An 18988-nucleotide genomic window follows, 5' to 3' on the forward strand; every position below is an offset into this window, starting at 1 on the left:
CCGCCGCTCGGCGAGAATCAGGGCCGGCCCGGATCGCGGTGACCGGCGGGCGGCGATGGGTGGTCGGGTCATGAGGACGGTCCAGGTGGTGATCGTCGGCGCGGGCCCCACCGGGCTCACCGCCGCCACCCTGCTCGGCCAGTACGGCGTCGAGTGCCTCGTCCTCGACCGCTTCGGGTCGATCTATCCGCAGCCGAGGGCCGTCGCCCTGGACGACGAGGTGCACCGCATCCTGGCCCGGCTCGGGGTAGCCGACGAGTTCGCCGCCATCGCCCGCCCGCACCGGGGGCTGCGCCTGCTCGACCGGGACATGCGGGTGCTGGCCGAGTTCGCCCGCGACCCGGCGCCGGGCCGGCACGGCTATCCGCAGGGCAGCCTCTTCGACCAGCCGGAGCTGGAGGCGATCCTGCGCCGCAACCTCGACCGGTACGCGTCGGTCACCCTGCGCGGCAACGCCGAGGTCACCGCCCTGACCCAGGACACCGGCGGGGTACGGGTCGACGTCACCGACACCCACACCGGCGGGCGGGAGTCCGTCCGGGCCGGGTACGTGCTGGGCTGCGACGGCGCCAACAGCCTGACCCGGGCGACCATCGGCGCCGCCATGCGGGAGCTGGGCTTCACCCAACGCTGGCTGGTGGTGGACGTGACCACCGAGGCCGATCTCGGCCAGTGGGAGGGCGTGCACCAGCTCTCCGATCCGGCCCGCGCCGGCACGTACATGCGGGTCGGCAGGACCCGCCACCGGTGGGAGTTCCAGCTGCGCCCCGGTGAGTCCGCCGACGACCACCGCGACATCACCCGGCTGCACCCGCTGATCTCGCGCTGGACAGGAGACCTGCCCGTCGACCGGCTGGAGATCGTCCGCGTCGCCGAGTACACCTTCCGCGCCCAGGTCGCCGACCGGTGGCGCGACCGGCGGGTGTTCCTGCTCGGCGACGCCGCCCACCTCACCCCGCCCTTCATCGGCCAGGGCATGTGCGCCGGGCAGCGCGACGCGATGAATCTGGCCTGGAAGCTGGCCGGCGTGCTCGCCGGCACGCTGGACGGGACCGCCCTGGACACGTACCAGGTCGAACGCGCGCGGCACGCCCGCGCCATGATCAGACTGGCGAAGCTCGTCGGTACGGCCATGACGGCCGGCGGCGAGCTGGGCGACGTCGTCCGGCACGCAGTGGCACCGCGCCTGCACCTCGTGCCGGGGCTCACCGGCCTGGCGACGGACAGCCGGACCCCGCCGCTGCGCCGCTCCGCCCTCGTGGTGCGGCCACGGCTGCGCCGCGGGCTCGCCGGTGGGCTGTGCCCGAACGCGGTCGTCGACGGCGACCGACGCTTCGACGACGTGACCGCCGGCCGGTTCGCGATCGTCACCGCCGTCGAACCGTCCGCCGCGGCGCGGGCCGCCATCGCCCGACGGGGAGCGGTGCTGGTCCTCGCCCGGCCGGCCGACGCGCTGCACCGCTGGCTACGGTCGGGTGGGGCCCGGGTGGCGGTGGTCCGGCCCGACGGTGTGGTCCTGCGGGCCGGTCGCCGGCTGCTCCCCGCCATGGTCGACGCCGTCCGACCTGTCGGACCGGCGGGTCCCGGCGGGAAGGACGGGCGGCCGGCGGGTCACGCCGGGTGGGTCCGGCCGAGCCGCCAGTAGCCAGTGAACGCCACCGCTCACCGGTCCAGGGCGCGGGGTGCGCAGGACGCCGCCGGCGGTCAACCGCCCGTGGCACCGGTCCGGACGGGGTCGGGTGGCGTGGCCGGACGCGTCGCCGCCGACTGGTCCGGCGGGGCGCCGGCAGCGGAGCGGCCGGGGGCCACCGTGGTCAACCGGCGCACCTGTGGGCTGGCCAGCATGCCGAGGACCGACAGCAGCACCAGCGCCGCCAGGGTCAGCAGCGTGCCGCGGGTGCCGAGCGCCGCGGCCACCGGTCCGACCGCGACCTGGCCGACCGGGATGGCGACCCAGGATCCCAGCATGTCGTAGGAGTAGACGCGGGCCAACCGGTCGACGGGGACGTGCTGGGCGATCGACGTGTCCCAGGCCACCGCGAACTGCTCGACGGCGATGCCGGCCGCCACCGCGGCCGGGACCAGCACGACGGTCAGCGGCGCCAGGGCCAGCCCGAGCAGCAGGAGCGACGCGGCCAGCATGCAGGCGACCCCGAGCCGCAGGAGCCGACGCACCCGCAGCCGCAGGGCGATCAGGCCGCCGACGAGCATCCCGGCGGTCTCCGCCGCCAGCACCACACCCCAGGCGCCCCGGCCGACCGTGTCGTCCGCGACGGCCGGGCCGAGCACGTTGACGCCGCCGGCGAGGGCTCCGTTGAGGACCAGGCAGCCGAGCACCACCACCCACACCCACGTCCGTGCGGTGAACTCCGTCCAGCCTTCACGGAGGTCGGCGACGATGCCCGCGCCGGCACGCCTCTGCGGCGGGACGGCGACCCGGAGCCCGGCGAAGGCGACCGCCGCGACCGCGAAGGCGATCGCGTCGACGGCCAGGCCCCAACCGGGTCCGACGGCGGCGACCAGGAGGCCACCGAGCGCGGCGCCACCGATCATGCCCCCGTTGACGCCGAGGCGGAGGATCGCGTTGGCCGACTGGATCAGCTCCGGGGGCACGGTCTGCGGCGTCGCGGCGGCCGCCGCGGGCTGGGACAGGGCGCTCACGATGCCGTTGACCGCGGCGAGCGCCAGCAGCGACGGGACCGTCGCCGCGCCGGTGAGCACCAGGGCGGCCACCGCCGCCTGGGTCGACGCACCCAGCAGGTTCGAGCCGACCAGCACCAGCCGACGCGGCACCCGGTCGGCCACCACCCCGCCGACGAGCACGAACAGCACGGTCATCAGCGATCGCACGCCGACCACCAGGCCCAGGTCCCGCACCGAGCCGGTCAGGTCGAGTACGGCGAAGGCCAGCGCGACGGGGGCGACCCCGTTGCCGAGCATGTTGACCAGCCGGCCGGCTGCCAGGTGGCGGAAGGGGCCGTGGCGCAGCGGGGCCAGCATCGATCCTCCATCGGACGGCACGACGTCAGTGGTGAGACCCGCGGACGACGGCGTCCGGGACCTCCGCAATGGTCGACCGTCCGGAGGGCGCGGGGCGAGCCATTCTCTCGACGGCAGAATGCCGACCGGGCAGTCAGGAGCCGCTGCCGGCCACCGCCTCCCGGACCGACTCGGCGACCTCGTCCGGCCTCGACACCGCCATCGCATGCGAGGCGCCCGCGACCTCCCGGACACCGCGGGCGCCGGCCCGCTCGGCCATGAAGCGGTGCGCGGCCACCGGGATGTTGCGGTCCTCGCTCCCGATCACGAACCAGGTGGGCAACGACCGCCACGCCGGGGTGGCCGCCGCCAGACCCTCGCCGAGCGCCTGCTCGGTCACCGGCCGCTGCGTCCGCGCCATCAGGGTCGCCACGTCGTCGGGTACGTCCGCGGCGAACTGCTGGTGGAAGGCGACCTGGTCGATCGCCACCTCGTTGCCGCCGGTCGACACCGGATAGGTCACCAGGGTGTCGGCGAGGGTGCTCCCCGGGAACCGCCCGGACAGGGCCAGCGCGGACTCACCCGTGTCCGGGCAGAACGCGTTGACGTAGACCAGCGCCCGCACCGCCGGGTTGTCCGTCGCCGCCTCCGTGGCGACCATGCCGCCGTACGAGTGCGCCACCAGCACGACCGGGCCACGGACGCTGGTGATCACGTCCCGCAGGTAGGCGGCGTCCCCGGAGACGCTGCGCAGCGGGTTGGCCGCGGCGATCACCCGGTGGCCGGGACCGAGCCGCCCGATCACCGCGTTCCAGCTCGCGGACTCGGCGAAGGCGCCGTGGACGAGGACCAGGGTGGGCTGCTGATCTGACACGACGGTCGGCTCCTCGCAGACGTGGGCGGGGGCGTTCGCGCCCCCACACCGGGGCCGGTGATTACCCGCCGGGCGACGCCGAAACGTTCCCGCCGGGGCGGGTCAGCTCCCGCAGCGCGGCGGCGGACGCACTGCCCGGGTCGGCGTGGTAGATCACCAGGACCTGATCGGTCCCACTGATCACGAGTTTCTCGTACCGCAGGTGCAGCTCGCCGACCCTCGGATGGTGGAACGTCCGGAGCCCGCCGCCGGACCGGACGCCGACGTCGTACCGGGCCCAGAGCCGCCGGAACCGGTCACTGCCGCGGGACAACTCCTCGACCAGGTCGGCCAGGCGCGGATCGTCCGGGTCGGCGGCCACCAGCGCCCGCAGGCTGGCCACGGCGTTCGCCACCACCGCCTCGTCCAGCGGGTACGCGGCCGGCGCGCCCGGGTCGAGGAAGACCGCCCGCAGGACGTTCGTCCCGGCCACGAAGAACGGGGCGAGGGCGGTCGCCCCCGCGTTCGCGAACAGCACGTCGGCGTGCCTGCCGTAGACGAACGCGGGCGTGTCGGTCCACGAGTCGACGAGCCGGCGGATCCCGACGGGTACCCGTTCGGGGCGGCGGGTCGGCCGTACCGGCGTGGGCCGCGCCAGCCGGCGCAGGTGGGCGGTGGCGTCGGTGTCCAGCCGCAGCGCCCGCGCGAGGGCCTCGACGACCTGGTCGGAGGGGTTCCGGTCCCGCCCCTGCTCGAGCCGCAGGTAGTAGTCGGCGCTGATCCCGGCGAGCAGCGCCACCTCCTCCCGGCGCAGCCCGGGCACGCGGCGCCGGCCGTGCGGGGGAAGACCGACCTCCGCCGGGCCGACGAGCTCGCGTCGGGCGCGCAGGTACTCCCCCAACGGGCCGGTCACCCGGCCATCGTAGGTGCCACCGCGGTGCATGGTCCTCGCGCTACCAGGAAAACGGGGGCACCGGCTACCGCCCGCGCAGGGTGGCACGGTGGTGGGGACAACCACGACCGAGCCAGCTGGAGCGACATGACCGAGCGGATCGTCACACCCTTCGGCTTCGCCTCGACCGCCGCCGACGTGGTCGACGGGGTCGACCTCACCGGTCGGCGGGCCGTCGTCACCGGCGGCGGGGCCGGCATCGGCCTGGAGACGGCCCGGGCGCTGGCGGGCGCCGGCGCCGAGGTGGTGCTGGCCGTGCGCCGGCCCGACGCCGGCCGGCAGGCCGCCGCCGACATCACCGCCGACACCGGCAACGACCGGGTCAGCGTCCGGGAGCTGGACCTGGCCGACCAGGCGTCGGTACGTCGCTTCGTGGCCGGCTGGGACCAACCGCTGCACATCCTGGTCAACAACGCCGGGATCATGGCCCTGCCCGAGCTGGAGCGCACCGCGCAGGGCTGGGAGATGCAGTTCGCCACGAACTTCATGGGCCACTTCGCATCCACGCCAACGCGCTGAACCCGGGCGCGATCGCCACCGGCCTGCAGAAGCACACCGGCGGGTTGAAGACGCCGCCCGAGCGGCGGAAGACCCCGCAGCAGGGCGCCGCGACCTCGGTGCTGCTGGCGGCGTCGCCACTGCTCGACGGGGCCGGCGGCCGGTACTTCGACGACTGCGCCGAGGCGCCGGTGGTCACCGAGCGGCCCGCCGATTACCGGGGTGTCGCCGGATACGCCGTCGACCCGGGCAACGCCGAGCGGCTGTGGGACACCGCCCGGCGGCTGCTCGGCTGACGTCGCGGCCGCCGGCGGGCGACGCCAGGGCCCTGTCAGGGCAGGGCCTCGACGATGCGCACGTCGCGCTCCGCGCCGTCGCCGAGCGCCCGCAGGGCCTCCTGGTAGGCGGGACTGTCGTAGGCGGCGACGGCGGCGTCGACGCTGGGGAACTCGATCAGGGTGGTGCGCTCCACGACCCCGGACTCGAAGGCGCGGGCCGGCAGCCCCCGCACCAGGAACCTCCCGCCCGCCGCCTCCATCGCCGGCCCCGCCAGCTCGGCGTACGCGGCGAACCTGCCCTGGTCGGTGATGACCCGGAACGTGTTGATCCAGTACGCCTTGGGCATGCGCTTCTCCTCCTGGGTGCGGTCGGTCACGGCGCCCCGGCGCCGTCGCGTCGTCCCCTCGACGACCGGCCCGACCGGGAGAGCATGACACCCGGGCCCGTGCCGCGTCGGCGATCAGGACGCCCCGGCCTCGGCCAGCAGCCGCTGCCGCATGAGGAACTTGCGCACCTTCCCCGTCGGCCCCGTCACCACGCCGTCGTCGGGGACCGTGAGCACCCGGCGCAGGGTCGCGGCGACCGCCGGGCCGAGCGCGGCGCGGACCCGGTCGGACCGGTCCAGCGCCGGGTCGGCGTCCTCGGCGAGCAGGAGCAGCACCTCGGTCACCGTCGTGCCGTCGGCGTCGCGGGCCGCGATGACGCTGCAGTCGCGTACGTCCGGGCAGTGCTTCAGGATCCGCTCCTCCGACAGCGCGGTGTACAGCCAGGTGCCGTCGCCCAGGTCGACCGCGTCGCTGGCCCGGTCGACGTGGTGGTAGTTGCCGGCGGCGTCGCGGTACATCAGGTCACCGGTCAGGTAGTAGCCGTTGAGCCGGGTGCGGAAGGTGGCGACCGAGTCGTTCCAGTAACCGATGGCCAGGGTCGGTGACTTCAGGCCGACGTGCCCGACCTGGCCGTCGGGGACCTCCGCCCCGGTCGCGACGTCCAGGAGGGCGACCTCGGCGAACGGGTACGGCCTGCCGACGCAGCGGTCGTAGTGGTCGGTGCCGAGCCGGTGGCTGATCCGGAACGCGCCGTGGCCCATCTCGGTGGAGCCCAGCATGTCGACGAACTTGGAACCGGGGGCGTCGACCATGCCGTCGCGGGTCCAGGTGGGGTGGCTGCCCACGGCCACCAGCCGGCGCACGTGCGACTCGTGTGCGCAGTCGCCGGTGTTGAACCAGTTGCGCACGGAGTCGAGGTCGCGGGCGGTCAGGTCGTGGCGGGCCAGCTCGGACCAGGTGACCGCGAAGCCGAACACGCCGGTGGGCCGCCACCGCTCGATGGCGTCGAGGATCGTCTCGGCGCTGCGCTCGAACGGGCCACCCTGCGCCGACAGGTAGAGCAGCTGGTAGCCGTTGCAGAGCGCCTGGTTGAGGGTGATGATGCCGGCGGCGTGCGCGGCCGGGAGCGCGGAGAGCTCGCGTACCTCGCCGTGCGGGCGGGACTCGGTGAGCCGGACCGCGCGGATCGCGGCGAAGAGCCCGTGGTGCGAGTGGACGACCGCCGCCGGCACCCGGGTGGTGCCCGAGGAGTGGGTGATGGCGACCGGGTCCTCCGGATGGTGGCGGTGGTGCGGCGGCGCCGAGTCGGGGTCACCGGTGCCGGTCTCGGCGGCGGAGCCGAGGATCGGCACACCGAGGTCGTGCTCGCGCAACGCGGCGTGGTCGGCGTCGACGACGACACCGACGCCGCGCAGCCGCCGGACGAACTCCGCCGCCAGCTCGACCGGCATGTTGCCGTTCATCAGCGCCGGGATCGCCCCGAGCCAGGTGAGGGCGAGGAAGTTGAGGAACACGTCCGGTGCGGAGGTCACGTAGACGGCGACCGGGTCGCGCGGACCGACGCCGCGCGCGGCGAACCAGGCGGCCCGGGCGGCCACCCGGGTGGTCAGGGTGGCCAGCGACAGCGGCGTCCAGGCGGGGATCCCGTCGACCTCGGCGTCGAACGTCAGCCGGGGCGCCGCCGGGTCGGCCCCGTGCTCGGCCAGCCGCAGCAGCACGTTGCCCGCGCCCAGTTCCATGTCGGCCGCCAGGACCGCCCGGAAGTTGTCGGCACCCACCGCGTCGCCTCCTCGCCTGAGCCCAGGGACCTGCTCAGGCTAGAGCCCGCGCAACGCTGAGACAATGGTCGATGTGGTGGGGCTCAGGACACCTCACGGTTGAACAACCGCGAGGACCAGAACAGGCTGGCGGCGGCGAGCCCGACCATGATCAGCGCCCCCTGCCAGACCACGGTCTGGAGGATCTGCCCGGTGAACAGCGCCCGCATGCCGTCGGTGGCCCAGGCGAACGGGTTCCAGAACGCGACCCGCTGGATCCACACCGGCGCCAGCACCAGCGGGATGAGGACGCCGGCGAGCAGCGACACCGGCTGCCCGACGGTGTTCACCAGCACGCCCAGGCTGTTCTCGTTGCGCACCAGCAGCGCGATGTCGTACGAGATCGAGGTGCTCAGCAGCACCATCACGGCCAGCAGCGCGTACGAGACGAGGAGGTTGCCCAGGTGCACCCGCAGGCCGAAGGGCAGGGCCACCAGGGTGACGACGACCGCCTGCACCACGTTGAGGCAGACGTGCATCAGGGCCCGGCCGAGCAGCAGGCCGGTACGGCTGACCGGGGTCACCCGGCACCTGTCGATGATGCCGGCGCGCAGCGCGCTGAGCAGCCCGTAGCCGGCGAACAGCCCGCCGAACAGGCCCATCGCCACGAACAGGCCGGGCACGTAGATGCGGTACGCGTCGGCGTAGGACGAGGCGCCGCGGTCGACCATCACCACCTTGAGGAACGGCGCGAAGAGGACCAGGTAGGTGATCGGCTGGGCCAGGCTGAACGCGACCATCACCGGGTTGCGCACCATCAGGCCGGCCTCCTGCTGGAAGACCAGCCAGGTGTCGCGGACCAGTTTCACGCCGGGCTCCTCTCGCGCCGCCGGTCACTCCTCGAGCGACCGGCCGGTCTTGGCCAGGAAGACGTCGTCGAGGCTCGGCCGGCGCGCCTCGATCGCGCCGGGTTCCACGCCCCGGTCGAGGAGGGTGCGCATGACCTGCGGGATGGCCGTCGCGGCGCTGTCGACGTAGAGCCGCAGGGCGCCGTCGACCGGCTCGCACGAGTGCACGTAGGGCTGGTCGGCCAGCAGCTTCGTGGCGGTCTGCACGCCGGTGCCGACCGGGTCCTCGGCGGCGCCGGTCGTGCCGAAGCCGATCGTGATCACGTCGCCGGAGATCTCGCGTTTGAGCGCCGACGGCGTGCCCTCGGCGACGATCCGGCCGGCGTCGATGATGGACACCCGGTCGCAGAGGCTGTCCGCCTCGTCGAGGTAGTGGGTGGTGAGGAAGATGGTCATGCCCTCGTCGCGCAGCCGTCGCACCTCCTGCCACATCCGGACCCGGCTGGGCGGGTCGAGCCCGGCCGTGGGCTCGTCCAGGAACATCACCTGCGGCGCGTGGATGACACCGAGCGCGACGTCGAGCCGCCGCCGCTGCCCACCGGAGTACGTCCTGATCTTCCGGTCGGCGAAGTCGTCGAGCTGGAACGCCCGGATGGCCGACCGGGCCAGCTCCTGCGCGACGGCCTTCGTGACGCCGTGCATCCGCGCCTGGAGCACCAGGTCGCGCCGGGCGGTGGAGTCGTCGTACGTGCCGCTGGCCTGGGCCACGAAGCCGATCCGCCGCCGCACCTCGCCGGGCGCCCGCAGCAGGTCGACACCGGCGATGGTGGCCACCCCGCCGGTGGGGCGGATCAGGGTGGCCAGCATGCGCAGCGTGGTGGACTTCCCCGCGCCGTTGGGGCCGAGGAAGCCGACGATCTCGCCACGGCGCACCGCGAAGTCCACGCCGCGTACCGCCTCGACGGTGCTGGCGCCCCGGCCGCGCCCCACGCGGTAGGACTTGCGTAGGCCGGTGGCCTCGATCATCGAGCCTCCTCGTCCGGCGCGCACGCCGGGGCGGGACCGCGCCGTCGACCGCGGTGCGCGCGGGTGCGTCAGGTCAGGCTAGTTCCACCGTGGGCGTTGGACAACGGTCGATGCGTACCCGGTCGGCCCGGCGGGGCGGCGGCCAGCTCGGCGAGGTGCGCGGCGGCGGTGGCGGCGCCGCCGGCCGCGGCGAACGAGTCGCCGACGCGGCGCGCGTTCGCGCGGTAGGTCGGGTCGTCGAGGACGGCGGTCAGCGCCACGGTCAGCTCGGCCGGGGTCGCCGACCGGAAGGAGACCTCGACGCCGGCCCCGGCCCGGGCCACCTGCCGCGCCACGGTGGGATGGTCGTGCCGGATCGGCGCGACCACGACCGGCACGCCGTGGGCCAGCGCCTCGGAGACGGTGCCCAGGCCGCCGTGCGAGACCAGGGCGTCCAGCCGGGGCATCAGCTCCAGCACCGGCACCCGGGGGGCGACCAGCACGTGCGCCGGCGGGTCGGGCACCAGCTGCGGCCCGGCGGTGAGGATCACCTGGAGGCGGTCGGCCAGCGGCGCCGTCGCGGCGATCATCCGTCGGTAGAAGTCGCCGGCCAGGTGCTCGGCCATCGTCCCGACGGTGACCAGCAGGTGCCGGCGCCCCGGGTCCCAGGCGTCCCAGTCGAAGGCGGGCGCGTGCGGTCGTCGCCCGAGGGCCGGCCCGGTCAGCACGCACCGCGGCGGCAGCGGCGCCGGGCCGGTCAGCGCCGGACCGGTCAGGCCGATCGTCAGGTACGGCGAGAACCGCAGGTCGAGGTGCTCGTCGACGGGCAGGTCGGCCATCGCCCACACCCGGTCGAGTTGGGCCCGTACGAAGCCCGCGAAGCCGGGCATCCCGTCGGTCGGCGGGGTCAGCTCCAGCGTTCCGACGCAGACGGTCGCCCACGGCACCCCGTGCCGGTACGCCGCCAGGGCGCCGGCCAGCGCGTACTGGTCGGCGACGACGACGTCGGGACGGCAGTCGGCGACCGCCCGGTCGGCGGCGTCCCGGATGAACCGGTTGGCGGGCAGCACGTGCCCCTCCCAGAGGCTGCGCACCGAGGCCATCCCGGACTCGCCGTCGGGCCGGTACCAGCGCTTGCCGGTGGGGTGCAGCGTGGCGTCCGGGCCGATCAGCGGGCGCAGGTCGCTGCGGGGACCGCACCAGGCCACCTCGTGCCCGGCGTCCTCCAGCGCCTGGGCGATGGCCAGCGGGGCGCTCAGGTGGGAGACGACCGGCAGCACCACGAACAGGAAGCGAGCCACGTCGATATGATGCCACGCCCGTTGACATCCATCGACGTGATTGGTGTGATCCATCGGTGGCGGTCCACTCGGCTCGGACGCGCGACCGGGACGCCGACGGCCCGGCGCCGCCCGCATGACGGCGCTCGACGCCGTGTCGGTGTACCTGCCACCGCGCCGGGTGCCGATCGACAGCCTCGGCGGGCCGGTCGAGCTGACCGACATGCAGGTCCGGCTCTTCCGCCGCTTCCACGGCCTGACCGAGGTACGCCGCGACCCCGACCTGTCCCTGCCCGACCTGCTGCTGCGCGCCACGGCCGGGCTCACCGCGCTGCACGGCCAGGAGCACCGGGTCCGGTTCGTGCTGTACGCCCGGGCGTTCCCCGTCGTGGTGCCCTACCCGGACAATCCCCTGCACGACGTCTGCCGGGCCCTCGGGCTGGGCCACGCGCTCGCGTTCACCCTCACCCAGCAGTCCTGCGCCAGCGCGCTCGCCGCGATCGACGTGGCCGGACGGCTCCTGCGGTCCGAGCCTCCGGGCCCGCAGGCGCCGCTCGCGCTGGTGCTCACCGGGGAGAAGGCGTTCACCGCCGACGCCCAGTTCATCCCGGAGACGTCGGTGTTCAGCGAGGGCGCCTCCGCCTGCCTGGTCAGCGCCGACGGGCCGCGCGACCGGCTGCTCTCCTACGCCTGCGAGCAACGCGGTGAGTTCGACGTCGCCGGCGGCGCCGACCTGACGCGGTTCCAGCGCGAGTACCGGCCGGCCCTGGCGGCGGTGATCGACCGGGCGCTGGCCGGGGCGGGCCTGACCCTGGACCAGATCCGGCTGGTCCTGCCGCACAACGTCAACCTGATGACCTGGAAGCGGCTCTGCCGGCTGATCGGGCTCCCGCTGGACCGCGTCCTGCTGGACAACGTGACCGAGGCCGGGCACGTCTTCTGCGCAGACGCGTTCGCCAACTACCGCACCGCCCGGCAGCGCGCCCTGCTGAGCCCGGGCGACCGGTACCTGGTGGCGGCGGTCGGCGCCGGGGACGGGGTCACGTTCGCCGCGATGGTCCTCCAACACTGACCGCACCGACGAAGGGACGTCCGATGTGGATCCCACCGACCGGCGTCGACGGGCGCGGGTGAGCCCGTGTTCGTCGCGCTGCCGCCACCGCACCCGTCGCCCGGCGCCGACCTGCGCCTGGTCCGGGCCGTACGCCGGACCTTCACCGGGCCGGCCGGGCTGCTCGCCGACCCCGTCCTGCGGGAGCGCGCGCTCACCTACCTGGCGGACCTGGCCGGGGCGTCCGGGCCCGGCGCGCCGGCCGACCGGTTCGACGCGGCGTCGGCGGTCCGGGGCCAGTCCTACGGGGAGATGGCCGCCGAGCTGATCCGGGAGCTCGTCGCGCCGCACGAGCCGGTCGACCTGCTCGTGCTGGCGTTCGCCGTGCACGACGTGCTGCCCGGCCGGGCCACCGCGACCTATCTCAGCCACGTCTGTCCGGGCGCCCCGCTCTCCTTCGCGCTCTGCGACCAGGGCTCCGCCGCCACCTTCAGCGGCCTGCGGATCGCCCGCGAGTACGCCGCGTCGGCGGGCTGCCGCCGGGTCCTGCTGATCACCGCCGAGCAGGCGGTGCTTCCCTATCCGGCGCGGGCCGTGCCGGCGCGGCACCGCGCGGTCGCCATGCTCCTCGGCGACTCGCCGCCCACCCCGAACACGGGCACGCCGGGCACGCCGGCCCGGGTCACCGCCGTCCGCCAGCTCACCGACGTCGCCCCGGAACGGGTCGCCGAACTCGCCGCGGCGGAGCTGGGCGCGCTGGTCGCCGGGCGCCCGGACGTGCCGGTGGTGCTGGGGGAAGGGCTGGCCGCGGCCTGGCCGGCGCAACAGCGCGGCACGGTGCTGGCCGCCCCGCCCGGGCAGCCCTCCACCGGCGTCTGGTGGGCCCTGCTGGACCACCTGGCGCGGGACCCGGACCGGCCGGTGGTGGCCGCCGAGTACGAGCCGGACCTGCGCTACCTCTGCCTGGTCGCGCTGGCGCCGGACGGGCGGTCAGAGCCCGGCGGCGAGCGCCTCCCGGACGAAGGCGGCCAGCCGCTCGGTGGCCTCGTCCGAGCCGACCGTGATCCGGACCCCGGCGCCGGGGAAGGCCGCCACCAGGATCCCGGCCGCCCGGGCCCGGTCGGCGAAGGGCACCGCCCGCTCCCCCAGCGGTAGCCAGACGAAGTTGGCCTCGCTGGGCGCCACGGTGAGGCCGAGGCCGCGCAGGGTGTCGGTCAGGCCGGCACGGGACACCGCGAGCCGCTCGCACCGCCCGGCCAGTTCGCCGGTCGCCGCAGGCGTCAGGCTCGCCACCGCGGCTGCCTGGGCGAGCGCGTTCGGGAAGAACACCGCCCCGGTCAGCGCGGCCGCCCGGACGAGCCGGGGCGGCAGCACCGCGTACCCGATGCGCAGCGCGGCCAGACCGTACGCCTTGGAGAAGGTCCGCAGCACGCAGACGTTGTCGTACGCGCGGTAGAGGTCCATCCCGTCGGGCGACCGCGGGTCGGTGACGAACTCCCGGTACGCCTCGTCGACGATCACCGGCACGTCGGCCGGGATCCGGTCCAGGAACGCCGCGACCTCGTCGGAACGCAGCACCGCGCCGGTCGGGTTGTTCGGGTTGCACAGCAGCACGCACCGGGTCCGCTCGGTCACCGCGTCCGCCATCGCGGGCAGGTCGTGGCCGTACCCGGTCATCGGCACCGGCACCGCGCGGGCACCGACGTTGCCGATGATCAGCGGGTATCCCTCGAAGGAGAGCGCCGCGTGCACCACCTCCGGCCGGGGGCCGAACGACTGCACGAGGTGCTGGCAGAGGCCGGCGGAGCCGGGGCCGACGAGGATCGCCTCGGGTCGCACGTCGAGCCGGGCGGCCAGCGCGGCGACCAGGGCCGAGGCGGTGCGGTCCGGATAGCGGTGCAGGGTCGCGGCACCGTCCCGGACCACCTGGGCGACGCTGGGCAGCGGCGGGTACGGCGTCTCGTTCATCGACAGGTCGGCCGGCGGGTGCGTCCCGACGGAGGTCGCAGCGGTCATCGTCGCTCGCTTCGGGTCGGGGCCGACGGGGCCGGGGTGTGGGCGTGCCGGTCGGTGAGCAGCCCGAGCTGGTACAGCCGGTCGGTGCGGGACAGCGGCCGGACGTCGGTGCCGGAGAGGTTGCCGGCGGTCAGGCCGAGCAGCCGGGGATTGGCCGCGGTACGGCGCATCATCCGCGCGCCGAGCACCCTCGGCAGGCCGGAGACACTGGTGATCATGCGGGAGGCGTTGTGGCTGACGGTCGCGACGTGGTCGAGGCGGGGCCGGCGGGCGGCCTCGAAGGCCCGCAGCGCACGGTCCACCGCGGCCGGATCGGCCGGGTCCCCCTCGGCCGCCAGGGTGGCGGCGAGCGTCTCGGCGTCGCCGAGGGAGCTGTTGACGCCCTGCGCGGCCATCGGGTGCACCGCGTGGGCCGCCTCGCCGACCAGGGCCAGCCCCGGCACGGCCAGCCGGTTGGCCCGCAGTCGGTACACGGCCAGCAGCTGCCGGCGGTGCAGGCTGGCCCGGATCGCCGGGCCCAGCGGCCGGATCGCCGGCACCTCGGCGAGCAGCCGGTCGCACCACGGGCCGAGGTCGCCCGGGCCGCGACCCCGGAACTCGCCCGGGGTCACCTGCACGTAGAGCCGGCACCGCTCCCCCGGCAGCGGATAGACCAGGCAGAGGCCGCGGCCGGTGCGGTAGGCCGACACCTCGTCGGCCACCTCGACGCCGGCCACGTCGAAGGCGACCAGACCGTGCGGGTACTCCCGGCGGTCCACGGCGACCCCGACCGCCCGGCGCAGCGGCGAGGACATGCCGTCCGCGGCGACCACCAGCGGCGTACGGATCTCCTCGTCGTCCCCGCCGCCGGCGACGCGTACCCCGGTCACCCGTCCGTCGGCGCCGCGCAGGACGCCGGTGACCCGCCGGCCCCAGCGCAGCTCCACCGTGGCCGGCAGCCCGTCGGCGAGCACGCCGCGCAGGTCGCCGTAGTCGGCGCAGAGGATCTGCCGGTACGCCCCCGGCAGGTCGGCGTAGTCCAGGCAGAGCAGCGGCGCGCCGGCCGGGTCCCGGATGGCCAGCCGCCCGACGGGGCACGCGCCGCTGGCCCGCAACGCGTCCGCGACACCCCAGGAGTCGAGGATGCGTACCGTCTCGGGTTGCAGGATCTCGCCCTTGGCGATCGCCGCGGGGGTGCGCTGCCGGTCGAGGACGAGCACCCGGCGGCCGAGCGCGCCGAGCGTGCGGGCGGCGGCGAGGCCGCCGGCGCCGGCCCCGACCACGACCGCGTCGGGGGTCATCGGGCCACCGCCCCGGGGGTGGCGTCGGCCCGCCCGGCGGTGACCCGGCGGTACTCCCCCAGGGCCCGCAGGGCGACCGCCTGGGTGATCACCGCGTTGGGGTAGCGCAGGTAGTGCCGGATGTAGTTGCACACCCGGGTCGCCGGCCACCCGCCGTCGGGCCCGGCGGCGGCCAGCAACCAGGCGACGCCCCGGTCGACCGCCCCGGCGACCCCGGGCTCCCCGGTGGCCAGCAGGCCGTGCACGGCCCAGGCGGTCTCCTCGACGGAGCCGGCGCCGCCGTCCCCCGGCCCCCACGAGCCGTCCGGCAGCTGGGTGTCGCACAACCACCGCACCGCGCGCCGGACCACGTCGTGCCGGGCGTGCCCGACCCGGGACAGCGCACCGACCACCACCGCCGTGCCCGAGGTGTGGTCGCGGTACCAGAGGTTGTCGAACGTGCCGTCGGGCCGCTGCCGGGTCAGCAGCCAGGCCGCCGCCGCCCGGATCGCCGGATGGTCGTCGGGGTGACCGGCGTCGTGCAGGGCCAGGACGGCCTGGCTGGTGATGGCGGGACAGGGCCCGTCGTTGGCGAGCCGGGTGTCGCGTACCCACAGGCTCCACGAGCCGCGGCTGTCCTGACGCCCGGTCAACCAGGTCAGGCCGGTGCGCAGGGCCGGGTCGGCGTCGGCGTCGGGCAGGCCGGCGAGCGCGGAGAGGATCTCGGCGGACTCCAGGGTCACCGGCCAGCCGACCCGGTCGGAGTAGCTCCAACCGCCGGCGGGCACGTCCAGCACCTCGAACGGCTCGGTCTTCTGGGCGGCGCGCAGGAACTCGCGGGTCGGACGCAGCCGGGGGTCGGCGGCGTAGCCGGCGGCGATCAGCCCGGTCGCGGCGTACCCGGTGCGGGTCAGGTCCAGGTTGGTCACGGCGTCCCAGGCGCCGTCGGGGCGGACCGCCCGGCGCAGCCAACCGGTGACGGCCCCGGCGATGTCCGACGCCTCGCCGCTGCGGGCCAGGCCGAGCAGCACCAGCGCGGCCGGCCAGGGGTCGGCGCTCAGCGCCCCGGTGCGGCCCTCGTGGTCGTGGATGGAGCGCAGCAGCCCAACGGCGGCCGGCCGGGCCCGGGCAAGGGTGGCCCGGCGCAGCCGACCGGTGGGCAGCAGGTCCGCCTGCATCAGGGCCAGGCCGACGAAGGGGGCGGTCCGGAACGACAGCCGACGGCGGCGGACCCGGTCGAACAGGACGATCTCCAGCGGCAGCCGGCGCAGCCGGCCGGCCTCGGCGGTCATCCCGGCCATGGTGAGCAGCTGCCGGCAGAGCAGCGCGATGGCCGGGTCGGTGATCGTGTCGACGCCGCCCATCGCGGCCAGCCGGGCCCGGCCGGCGCTGATCTCCCCGGCGCTCGCCGCCGGGGCGGTGAGGGCGAGCGCGGCGACGGCGACGGCGGTGGCGACGACCTCGCTGTCGGCGCCGACCACCCCGCCCCAGCCGCCGTCGTCGTGCTGCTGCCCGCGCAGCCAGGCGGTGCCGGCGTCGACCAGGTCGGCGTTGCGCGCCGGGTCGGCGGCGTGCAGCGCGGCAACCGTGCCGGCGGTGCCGAGCACCGAGGCCGGCGGGTCGTCACCGAAGGCGCCGTCGGGGCGGCGGCGGCGCAGCAACGCCTCGGCGCCGTCGGCGATGGCCTTCTCGACGGCCTCGGCGGTCACAGCGGTCACGGGGCATCCTCCAGGGCGACGCGGTGGGGGGTGGCGAGCACCAGCTCCGGTGCGGGTGGGCCGAGCTCGTGCCGGGCGCGCATCGCGCGCTGGGCCCACCAGGTCAGCCCGACCAGGGGCAGGGCCAGCGCGAGCTGCACGCCGCCACCGAGGCCGAGTCCGACGACGGCCGAGGCGAGCACCACCCGTTCGACGACCAGGACGGAGTGGGCGCGCAGCGCCACCACGACGGGCATGTCGTCGCGGTGGCCGACCAGCGGCGCCAGCGCGGCGATCCCGGCCAGCAGGACGACGAGCAGCGTGGCCAGGTAGGCGGGCCGGTCGCCGCGGTCGGCCAGCAGGCCGGCGGTGAGGGCGGCGCCGAGCGTGCCGGCGTACAGGGCCACCACCGTGCGGACCGCGAAGGGTACGCCCCGGCGTACCGGCAGCGTCCGGTAGCCGCCGGCCCGGTCACCGTCGACGTCGCGCAGCGTGCCGACCAGGTTGGACATCGCGTCGTGGGACCAGAAGGCGACGGCCAGCGCGAGCAGCACGGCAACGCTGGACGACCGGTCGGGGGCCGTCCCCACGGCGAGCGCGCCGTAGAGCAACGCGACCGCGCCGAGCGCCCCGCGGACCAGGTTGCCGGCGATGCCCCGGGCCTTGCACCAGCGGCTGTACGCCACGATGCCGAATCCGGCCGCGAGGGCCGCGGCGGTGGTCCCCCAGCCGCCCGAGAGGGCCAACACGGCGAGCACCGCGAAGCAGGCCCAGCCGCAGCGCAGCGCCGCGCGGGCGCCGAGCCGGCGCGACGGGATCGGCCGGTGCGGCTTGCTGCCGGCGTCCAGCTCCCGGTCGAAGTAGTCGCCGAGGTAGTGGCCGCCGAGCCAGCCGGCGGTCGGTGCGGCCCACGCCGACAGCAGCAGCAACGGGTGGTGCGGGCCGTCGGCCACGGCGGCGCCGGCGAGGCCGACGAGCCCGACGTACCAGAGGGTGTAGGGCCGCCAGGTCTCCACGTGCGCCCGGAGCGCCCGCCCGGCACCGGCCGCGCTCACGCCGTCTCGCTCGTCATCCAGGTCGCGATGCCGGAGAGCACATCCGCGCTCGCCGAGGGGGCGAGCACGGCCAGCTCGGCGCGGGCCCGCTCGGCGTGCCCGACCAGTTGCCGGCGGGCCGCCTCGACCGCGTCGACCTCGTCGAGCAGGGCGGTGACCCACTGCACGTCGCCGGGGCCGGCGCCGCGCCGGTGCAGCACCGCCATCAGCTCCACCCGGGCGGTGTCGGTGGCCGCCGCGTACGCCAGCAGCAGCGGCAGGGTGGGGCGGCCGTTGTTCAGGTCGCTGGTGGCGGGTTTGCCGGTCTGCTCCGGGGTGGCGACGTAGGAGAGCAGGTCGTCGCGGATCTGGAACGCCGTGCCGATGTGCTCGCCGTAGCGGGCGAGCGCGGCGGCCACGGTGGGGTCGGCGCCGCCGAGCAGGGCGCCGATGTGGCAGACGGCCCGGAACAGCGCACCGGTCTTGAGCCGGATCATCTCCGGGTACCAGCGGGCGCCGGCGTCCAGGTCACCGACGAGCCGCGCCTCCAGCGCCTGCCCGCGGCACAGGTCCTGCCCGGCCTCGGCGAGCGCGGCGAGGGCCGCCACCACGTGTCCGGGCGGGACGGCCCGGCCACCGTCCACGATGGCCGCGAAGGCGGTGAAGATGAGGTGGTCGCCGGCGACGATGGCGTCGGGGATGCCGAACGCGACCGGCACGGCCGGGCGGCCCCGGCGCAGCGTGTCGGCGTCGATGATGTCGTCGTGCACGAGCGTGGCGACGTGCAGGTATTCCGTGCCGAGGGCGGCGGCGAGGACGTCCCGGGGAGAGCCACCCACCGCCTCGGCGGCGTGCAGCGTCATGATCGGGCGCAGCAGCTTGCCGGCCGGCAGCAGGGCGTAGCGGGCGATCGTGAGGAGCTGGTCGGTCGTCTCCGGCCACCGTCTGCCCAGTTCGGCGCGGAGCAGCCGGCCCGATTCGCTGCGGGCTAGGTCGTCGATAAAGGGCGGATTTCGCGTGAAGCCAGTAACCGTCATAGCGCGTCGACCCTTTCGCGAAGGCTCGGCCAGCCGCAGGCGAGACGTTACCGGTCACCCCACCCGGGAACAACCATTGATAAATGTGCGTACGCATGGGTGGGCGCAAATGTCGCT

At 75.5% G+C, this 18988-nt stretch carries 17 protein-coding genes; 4 read left to right on the forward strand and 13 right to left on the reverse strand.

Annotation, left to right across the window (positions count from 1 at the left end):
- Nucleotides 1–70 precede the first annotated feature (70 nt).
- Nucleotides 71–1645, forward strand: coding sequence for a bifunctional 3-(3-hydroxy-phenyl)propionate/3-hydroxycinnamic acid hydroxylase MhpA (gene mhpA / locus GA0070564_RS10100; RefSeq protein ID WP_091607105.1), 1575 nt, complete (start codon nucleotides 71–73; stop codon nucleotides 1643–1645).
- Nucleotides 1646–1704: 59 nt separating this feature from the next.
- Here mhpA and GA0070564_RS10105 read toward each other — a convergent pair whose 3' ends face one another.
- The 3 genes from GA0070564_RS10105 to GA0070564_RS10115 form a co-directional block, all read right to left on the reverse strand.
- Nucleotides 1705–3000: an MFS transporter gene (locus GA0070564_RS10105; RefSeq protein ID WP_091606282.1), complete on the reverse strand. Its 1296-nt coding sequence runs from the start codon at nucleotides 2998–3000 to the stop codon at nucleotides 1705–1707.
- Nucleotides 3001–3133: 133 nt separating this feature from the next.
- Nucleotides 3134–3853, reverse strand: a complete 720-nt coding sequence (locus tag GA0070564_RS10110; RefSeq protein WP_091606285.1) for an alpha/beta fold hydrolase — start codon at nucleotides 3851–3853, stop codon at nucleotides 3134–3136.
- Nucleotides 3854–3914: 61 nt separating this feature from the next.
- Complete coding sequence (locus GA0070564_RS10115) at nucleotides 3915–4745, reverse strand: helix-turn-helix domain-containing protein (protein ID WP_245669892.1); 831 nt, start codon at nucleotides 4743–4745, stop codon at nucleotides 3915–3917.
- A 126-nt stretch (nucleotides 4746–4871) separates the two neighbouring features.
- Between GA0070564_RS10115 and GA0070564_RS30325 the strand changes: the two genes are divergently transcribed.
- Nucleotides 4872–5303 carry an SDR family NAD(P)-dependent oxidoreductase gene (locus tag GA0070564_RS30325; protein ID WP_342672538.1) on the forward strand — a complete coding sequence of 144 codons (432 nt, stop codon included), beginning with the start codon at nucleotides 4872–4874 and terminating at the stop codon, nucleotides 5301–5303.
- Nucleotides 5304–5347: 44 nt separating this feature from the next.
- Nucleotides 5348–5578 carry an SDR family NAD(P)-dependent oxidoreductase gene (locus GA0070564_RS30330; RefSeq protein ID WP_342672539.1) on the forward strand — a complete coding sequence of 77 codons (231 nt, stop codon included), beginning with the start codon at nucleotides 5348–5350 and terminating at the stop codon, nucleotides 5576–5578.
- Nucleotides 5579–5613: 35 nt separating this feature from the next.
- Here GA0070564_RS30330 and GA0070564_RS10125 read toward each other — a convergent pair whose 3' ends face one another.
- The 5 genes from GA0070564_RS10125 to GA0070564_RS10145 all read right to left on the reverse strand — a co-directional run bounded on the left by GA0070564_RS10125 (nucleotide 5614) and on the right by GA0070564_RS10145 (nucleotide 10798).
- On the reverse strand, nucleotides 5614–5937 hold the full coding sequence (locus tag GA0070564_RS10125) for a DUF1330 domain-containing protein (protein WP_245669893.1): 324 nt from the start codon (nucleotides 5935–5937) through the stop codon (nucleotides 5614–5616).
- Between the two features lie 84 nt (nucleotides 5938–6021).
- Nucleotides 6022–7665, reverse strand: coding sequence for a class I adenylate-forming enzyme family protein (locus GA0070564_RS10130; RefSeq protein ID WP_091606295.1), 1644 nt, complete (start codon nucleotides 7663–7665; stop codon nucleotides 6022–6024).
- 83 nt (nucleotides 7666–7748) lie between these two features.
- Nucleotides 7749–8513: an ABC transporter permease gene (locus GA0070564_RS10135; RefSeq protein ID WP_091606298.1), complete on the reverse strand. Its 765-nt coding sequence runs from the start codon at nucleotides 8511–8513 to the stop codon at nucleotides 7749–7751.
- Between the two features lie 24 nt (nucleotides 8514–8537).
- Entirely contained in the window at nucleotides 8538–9518 is a 981-nt protein-coding gene (locus GA0070564_RS10140) for an ABC transporter ATP-binding protein (RefSeq protein ID WP_091606301.1), read from the reverse strand.
- Nucleotides 9519–9586: 68 nt separating this feature from the next.
- Nucleotides 9587–10798, reverse strand: coding sequence for a glycosyltransferase (locus GA0070564_RS10145; RefSeq protein WP_091606304.1), 1212 nt, complete (start codon nucleotides 10796–10798; stop codon nucleotides 9587–9589).
- A gap of 115 nt (nucleotides 10799–10913) precedes the next feature.
- On the opposite strand from GA0070564_RS10145, the gene GA0070564_RS10150 reads away from it, so the two are divergent.
- Nucleotides 10914–11849: a 3-oxoacyl-[acyl-carrier-protein] synthase III C-terminal domain-containing protein gene (locus GA0070564_RS10150; protein WP_091606308.1), complete on the forward strand. Its 936-nt coding sequence runs from the start codon at nucleotides 10914–10916 to the stop codon at nucleotides 11847–11849.
- 969 nt (nucleotides 11850–12818) lie between these two features.
- On the opposite strand, the gene GA0070564_RS10160 is transcribed toward GA0070564_RS10150, so the two are convergent.
- From GA0070564_RS10160 to GA0070564_RS10180, 5 genes are read right to left on the reverse strand one after another with little or no spacing between them, the layout of a single operon-like run.
- On the reverse strand, nucleotides 12819–13844 hold the full coding sequence (locus GA0070564_RS10160) for a histidinol-phosphate transaminase (protein ID WP_091606312.1): 1026 nt from the start codon (nucleotides 13842–13844) through the stop codon (nucleotides 12819–12821).
- A complete protein-coding gene (locus tag GA0070564_RS10165; RefSeq protein ID WP_091606316.1) occupies nucleotides 13841–15124 on the reverse strand; it encodes an FAD-dependent oxidoreductase in 1284 nt (427 codons plus the stop codon). The genes GA0070564_RS10160 and GA0070564_RS10165 overlap by 4 nt, the downstream gene beginning before the upstream one ends.
- Nucleotides 15121–16821, reverse strand: coding sequence for a prenyltransferase/squalene oxidase repeat-containing protein (locus GA0070564_RS10170; protein ID WP_091606320.1), 1701 nt, complete (start codon nucleotides 16819–16821; stop codon nucleotides 15121–15123). Before GA0070564_RS10170 ends, GA0070564_RS10165 begins: the two co-directional genes overlap by 4 nt.
- Nucleotides 16818–17855 (reverse strand): UbiA family prenyltransferase, encoded by a 1038-nt coding sequence (locus tag GA0070564_RS10175; protein WP_091606325.1) that lies wholly within the window; start codon nucleotides 17853–17855, stop codon nucleotides 16818–16820. Before GA0070564_RS10175 ends, GA0070564_RS10170 begins: the two co-directional genes overlap by 4 nt.
- Nucleotides 17852–18871, reverse strand: a complete 1020-nt coding sequence (locus GA0070564_RS10180) for a polyprenyl synthetase family protein (protein WP_091606330.1) — start codon at nucleotides 18869–18871, stop codon at nucleotides 17852–17854. Before GA0070564_RS10180 ends, GA0070564_RS10175 begins: the two co-directional genes overlap by 4 nt.
- Between the last annotated feature and the right edge of the window lie 117 nt (nucleotides 18872–18988).

Source organism: Micromonospora mirobrigensis (assembly GCF_900091555.1).
In the GTDB taxonomy this organism is placed as follows: domain Bacteria; phylum Actinomycetota; class Actinomycetes; order Mycobacteriales; family Micromonosporaceae; genus Micromonospora; species Micromonospora mirobrigensis.